The organism is Thioalkalivibrio sp. (assembly GCF_007692535.1).
Lineage (GTDB): Bacteria > Pseudomonadota > Gammaproteobacteria > Ectothiorhodospirales > Ectothiorhodospiraceae > Thioalkalivibrio.
Genome location: NZ_REBW01000267.1, coordinates 1 through 5,636, shown reverse-complemented (window position 1 = coordinate 5,636; position 5,636 = coordinate 1). Strand labels below are relative to the sequence as shown.

Annotated in this window: 5 protein-coding genes; 3 read left to right on the top strand and 2 right to left on the bottom strand. The window is 69.1% G+C overall.

What is annotated here, in order from left to right; translation table 11 throughout:
• A partial coding sequence (gene argH / locus EA346_RS14690; RefSeq protein WP_296759847.1) for an argininosuccinate lyase occupies positions 1-1,422 on the bottom strand: 1,422 nt, incomplete at its 3' end.
• A 174-nt stretch (positions 1,423-1,596) separates the two neighbouring features.
• Here argH and hemC point away from each other — a divergent pair.
• Both hemC and EA346_RS14680 read left to right on the top strand, forming a co-directional pair.
• Positions 1,597-2,517, top strand: coding sequence for a hydroxymethylbilane synthase (gene hemC / locus EA346_RS14685; RefSeq protein ID WP_296759846.1), 921 nt, complete (start codon positions 1,597-1,599; stop codon positions 2,515-2,517).
• Between the two features lie 4 nt (positions 2,518-2,521).
• Positions 2,522-3,334, top strand: a complete 813-nt coding sequence (locus tag EA346_RS14680) for a uroporphyrinogen-III synthase (protein ID WP_296759844.1) — start codon at positions 2,522-2,524, stop codon at positions 3,332-3,334.
• Positions 3,335-3,488: 154 nt separating this feature from the next.
• Here EA346_RS14680 and EA346_RS14675 read toward each other — a convergent pair whose 3' ends face one another.
• Positions 3,489-4,529, bottom strand: a complete 1,041-nt coding sequence (locus tag EA346_RS14675; RefSeq protein WP_296759842.1) for a CDP-6-deoxy-delta-3,4-glucoseen reductase — start codon at positions 4,527-4,529, stop codon at positions 3,489-3,491.
• 79 nt (positions 4,530-4,608) lie between these two features.
• Between EA346_RS14675 and EA346_RS14670 the strand changes: the two genes are divergently transcribed.
• The gene (locus tag EA346_RS14670; protein ID WP_296759840.1) at positions 4,609-5,463 is read left to right on the top strand and encodes an NAD-dependent epimerase/dehydratase family protein; all 855 of its coding nucleotides are present in this window, start codon (positions 4,609-4,611) and stop codon (positions 5,461-5,463) included.
• The last annotated feature ends 173 nt before the right edge of the window (positions 5,464-5,636 follow it).

The window sequence follows — 5,636 nt, the reverse complement described above, 5'->3', positions numbered from 1 at the left end:
CCCGGCCACGTGGGCGAGGTGTTCGCGGGCCTCGGCGATGCGGGCCAGGACCTGAGCCGGCGCGGTGCCGCCGAGCAGGTCGCGCGCGTCCGCCGAGCCCTCGGGCGTCAGCAGGTCGTAGACGTCGTCCTCGATGCGCGCATCGAATCCCTGCAGCTCCTCCAGCGCCAGGTCGGCGAGGTCGCAGCCGCGCGAGGACGCCAGCCGCACCGCGAGTCCGACCACCTCGTGCGCATCCCGAAACGGGAGACCCTTGCCGACCAGATAGTCGGCGAGGTCGGTCGCGGTGGCGAAGCCGCGGCGCGTGGCCTCGAGCATGTTCTCCGCCCGCACGCGCAGGTTCGGCACCATGTCGGCGAACGCGCGCAGGCTGCCGGCCAGGGTGTCGACGGTGTCGAACAGCGGCTCCTTGTCTTCCTGATTGTCCTTGTTGTAGGCGAGCGGCTGGCCCTTCATCAGGGTCAGCAGGCCGATCAGGTGGCCGTACACGCGCCCGGTCTTGCCGCGCACCAGCTCCGGCACGTCCGGGTTCTTCTTCTGGGGCATGATCGACGAACCGGTACAGTAGCGGTCCGGCAGGTCGATGAAGGCGAACTGGGCGCTGGCCCAGAGGATCAGCTCCTCGGCCTGGCGCGACAGGTGCATCATGATCAGCGAGGCGGCGGCGGCGAACTCGATCGCGAAGTCGCGATCGCTGACCGCGTCCAGCGAGTTGCGGCAGACGCCGTCGAAACCCAGCAGCCGCGCGGTGAGCTCGCGATCCAGCGGGTAGCTGGTGCCGGCCAGCGCGGCGGCGCCCAGGGGCAACCGGTTCACCCGGCGCCGGCAGTCGGCGAGGCGCTCGGCGTCGCGCTCGAGCATCTCGTACCAGGCCATCATGTGGTGGCCGAAGGTCACCGGCTGGGCCGTCTGCAGATGGGTGAAACCGGGCATGACCGTCGCGTGCTCGCGCTCGGCCAGGTCGAGCAGGCCGCGCTGGTAGCGACGCAGTTCGACCCGGAGCGCGTCGATCGCTTCGCGCAGCCAGAGGCGGATGTCGGTCGCGACCTGATCGTTGCGCGAGCGGCCGGTGTGCAGTTTCTTCCCGGTCTCGCCGATCTTCTCGATCAACCGCGCCTCGATGTTCATGTGCACGTCTTCGCGCGCCACGCTCCAGGCGAACTCGCCGGACTCGATCTCGGCCCGGATCGCCTCCAGGCCGCGGACGATCGCATCGGCCTCGTCCTCGGTCAGGACCTGCACCGCCGCGAGCATCCGCGCGTGGGCGATCGAACCCGTGATGTCCTGCGCATACAGGCGCTGGTCGAAGCCCACCGAGGCGGTGAATTGCTCCACGAAGGCGTCGGTCGCCTCGCTGAACCGGCCGCCCCAGAGCTTGGCGGCGGGATTGACCGGGGAGTCGGGCGCGTTGTCCTGCGGCATCGGGTTTCTCGCTGGAGATACGGCGCCCGATTGTACCATTCTGTACTTGCCCGGCTTGCTCCGGCGCGTCCGGCTGTGCTGCCCAGGCGTCAAACTTCCCGCGTGGCCGACAGGCCCGGCTATACTCGAGGGTTTAGCCCACGGCCGCCCGACGGCCCCCAGCCTGGATGGCCCATGAACAGTCTCCGTATCGCCACCCGAAAGAGTCCCCTGGCCGTCTGGCAGGCCGAACACGTCGCGAGTGAATTGCGGCGGCTACACCCGGGGCTCGAGGTCGAACTGGTCACCATGACCACGCAGGGCGACCGCATCCTCGATGCGCCGCTGGCCCGGATCGGGGGCAAGGGGCTGTTCGTGAAGGAGCTGGAAGTGGCCATGCTGGAGGACCGGGCGGATATCGCGGTGCACTCGGTGAAGGACGTGCCGATGGAACTGCCCGAGAACCTGGTGCTGCCGGTGATCCTGGAAAGAGAGGACCCCCTGGACGCCTTCGTTTCCAACGACTACGGGCACCTGGACGAGCTGCCCGAGGGAGCCCGTGTGGGTTCCTCCAGCCTGCGCCGGCAATGCCAGCTGCGGGCGCGGCGGCCGGACCTGGTGGTGACCGACCTGCGCGGCAACGTGAATACCCGCCTGGCGAAGCTGGACGCCGGCGAGTACCACGCCATCCTGCTCGCCGCGGCCGGCCTGAAACGGCTCGGCTTCGACCACCGGATCCGCAACCGGCTGGAACCCGAGCTCAGCCTGCCGGCCGTCGGGCAGGGCGCGATCGCGATCGAGTGCCGGGAGGGCGACGCCGAGGTGATGGCGTTGATCGCCGGGCTGGGTCATGCGGACACCAGCATCCGGGTGCGTGCCGAGCGCGCCTTCAACCGTCGGCTCGAGGGCGGCTGCCAGGTGCCGCTGGCGGCGCATGCGCTGCTGAACGGCGCCGAACTGCACCTGCGCGGGCTGGTCGGCGCGGTCGATGGGAGCCGCATCCTGCGGGCCGAGATCCGCGGGTCCGGGGACCAGGGCGAGGAACTCGGCGTCGCGCTGGCGGAGGACCTGCTCGCCCAGGGCGCTGGCGAACTGCTCGCGCAGGCGAACCGGTAAACGCGTGAAACCGGAAGTCCCGGAGAACACGGCCGGAGCCCTGGCGGGACGTCACCTGATCGTGACCCGGCCGGCGGCGCAGGCCGGGCCCTTCTGCGCAATGCTGGCGGCGGCGGGGGCGAAAGTGACCCGCTTTCCGGTGATCGAGATCCAGGGACCGAACGATCCGGGGCGACTCGGGGCAGTGCTCGATGCGCTCAGCGATTTCGACATCGCGGTGTTCGTCAGCGCCAACGCGGTGCAGCGGGTCGTGCCGGCCGCGCTGGCCCGGGGGCCGTGGCCGGCCCGGCTGCGGGTCGCGGCCATCGGCGCGCGGACAGCCCTCGAGTTGCAGGACCACGGTCGGGCAGCAGACATCGTCCCCGAGTCCCGCTTCGACAGCGAGGCGCTGCTGCAAGAGCCCGCCCTGCAGGATCTCGCCGGACACAAGGTGGTGATCTTTCGTGGCGACGGCGGGCGCGAACACCTCGCCGAGACGCTGCGGGACCGGGGAGCAGAGGTGACGTATGTCGAGGCCTACCGGCGTGCAATCCCCGATCTGGACCCGGAGCCGCTGGAGAGCCCGCTGAAGGCCGGTGCCGTCGACGCGATCACCGTGACCAGTGGCGAGAGCCTGCGCAACCTGGTCGCAATGGTGAGCCCACAGGGGCGCAATGCCCTGCTGCGGACGCCGCTGGTCATCGGCGCGACACGGGTCGCCGAGCTGGCGCGGGAGCTGGGCTTCCTGGGCCCGATTCAGACGGCGGATGATCCGACGGACGCGGCGATGTTGCGGGCGGTTTTGGCGTTGCTGGGGGGCGGTAAGAATACGGGGTGAGGACAACCGGGGTCGTGCGGGACGGCACCGGCTTCGGCCGCGCAGAAAGCGGGAGCAAGCTCCCGCACTCCATATGCCTGGGGCCAGACCGGGGTCCGTGTGCAGTGAGGGGGCTTGCCGCCGCTATCGGGGTTGGAGCGGCGGGCTGGGTGGTTCAGCTCGCGGTGGCCTCGGGTTGAACCGCAGGTTCGAAGCTGTCGTAGAACAGCTGCTCCTCGGGCAGGCCGGCGTTCACAAAGGCGGCCTTCGCCGCGTTGATCATCGGGGGCGGCCCGGCCATGTAGACGTCGAAATTGGACAGGTCCGGGTAGGCCGCCAGCACGGCGTCGTGCAGCCAGCCCGAGGCGGCGGGGAAGCCCGCGACGTCGGCGGCCGGAACGTCGGAGAGAACCGGGGTGAACCGGAAGTGGTCGCCGGCGCGCTGTGCCACCGCCCGTAGCCACTCGGGCGCGTAGATGCCCGCGGCGTCGCGAGCGCCCCAGAAGAGATGATGGGGACGATCCAGATCGGTTTCCATCACGTGGTCCAGCATGCCCTTCAGGGGTGCGAAACCGGTACCCCCGCCGACGAAGAGGCGCGGTCGCTCGGACGCCTCGTCGAGAATGAACGTCCCCAGCGGTCCCTCGATGCGCAGCAGGGCCTTTTCCTTCATCTCGTGGAAGGCGGCATCGGAGAATCGCCCGCCCGGGACCTTCTTGATGTGCAGGACCAGCTGCTTGTCATCGTGCGGGGCGTTGGCCAGCGAGTAGCTGCGGCGGTCGCCACCCTTCAGAAGGATGTCCAGATACTGCCCGGCGAGGAACTGCAGACGCTCGGTGGCGGGGAGCTGCAGGCGCAGTTCCACCACGTCGGGCGCGAGCAGGGTGCGCGAGGCGACACGGCAGGGCAGCGTCTTGATCACGATGTCGCGCGCCGCGCCGATTTCCCGTACCTCGATCTCGAGATCGTCCACCGGCACCGCCTGGCAGAACAGGGCGAAGCCCGCGGCCTCGTTCTCCTCGCTCAGGGCGGGCGGGCGCTTGGGGCCGTAGCTGACCTCGCCGGAGAGGATGCGGCCCTTGCAGGAACCGCAGGCGCCATTGCGGCAGCCATAAGGGAACGCGAAGCCCTGCCGCAGCGCAGCCTCGAGGACCGTTTCGTCATCTTCGACCGTGAACTCGTGGTTGGCCGGCCGTACTGTCACGTGGAATGCCATGCATCCGCCCCGCTGGTGAATGAGGACCGAATTGTCGACAATCGCCGTGCAAACGCAAACAAGCCGGGGTGTCGTGGGGATGTCGAAAAACGGGGAAATCTTGATCGTGGGGCTTGGATACGTGGGGCACGCACTGGCCCGCGCGCTGGAGGACCTGGGAATACCGTGGGTCGGCCTGCGCCGGCAGCTGGAGGGAAATCCGCGGATTCGCTGCGTCGATCTGGATGCGGAGGTGATCGATCTGGCGGACGTGGATACGCGCCGGGTCGTCTATCTCGCTCCGCCGCCTAAGGACAGCGAGGGCGATCCGCGGCTGCGCAGGGTGCTCGAGGCCCTCGACGAACGGCCGCCCGATCGTTTCGTCTATGCGAGCACAACCGGAGTCTATGGCAACCAGGACGGCGCCGAGGTCGACGAGAACGCGCCCTTGCGCGCGGCGACCGCCCGGGCGCTCCGGCGCCTCGACGCCGAACAGGCCCTGGTCGCGGCGTGCGAGCGCTGGGGAACCCGGTGGGCAGTGCTGAGACTGCCCGGGATCTATGGCCCCGGCCGGCTCCGCGAGGAGCAGATCCGCGCCGGGCTGCAGGTTCCGTGCCCCGAGATCTGCCCGCCGGGCAACCGCATCCACCGGGATGACATCGTCGACGTAATCCTGCGGCTGCTCGAGGACGACGCGCCGACCGGATTCTTCAACCTTGCCGACAACGAACACATGAGCAGTACCGACTTCGCCCGGACAGTGGCCGATCGGATCGGCGTGGAGCTGCCGCCCTGCATTCCTGATCTCGAGGCCTACTATGCGGCGCATCCTGGAATGGCGAGCTTTCTGCGCGAACAGCGCCGGATCGACTCCAGCCGTATCCGCAAAGCCCTGAACTGGTCGCCGCGCTACGACACCGCGCTGGCGGGAATCGCCGCAAGCCTGCGCGATTGACGGCGCACGCGACGAGGGCCGGTTAGGGGAAAATTCCCTGATCAGCACGAATGCTCCCCCAGCAGGGAGAATCGTATTGACCGCAGCGAAACCGCCAAAAGCTTCGCCTGCAAGGCAGGCTCCCACAAGGGCAAGCGAGCTCTGTAGGTCGGGTTAGCGCAGCGTAACCCGAC

Excerpts from the sequence above, each read along its gene's own strand:
- EA346_RS14675 (WP_296759842.1), bottom strand. The coding sequence starts at position 4,529 with ATGGCATTCCACGTGACAGTACGGCCGGCCAACCACGAGTTCACGGTC.
- hemC (WP_296759846.1), top strand. The coding sequence starts at position 1,597 with ATGAACAGTCTCCGTATCGCCACCCGAAAGAGTCCCCTGGCCGTCTGG.
- EA346_RS14670 (WP_296759840.1), top strand. The coding sequence starts at position 4,609 with ATGTCGAAAAACGGGGAAATCTTGATCGTGGGGCTTGGATACGTGGGG.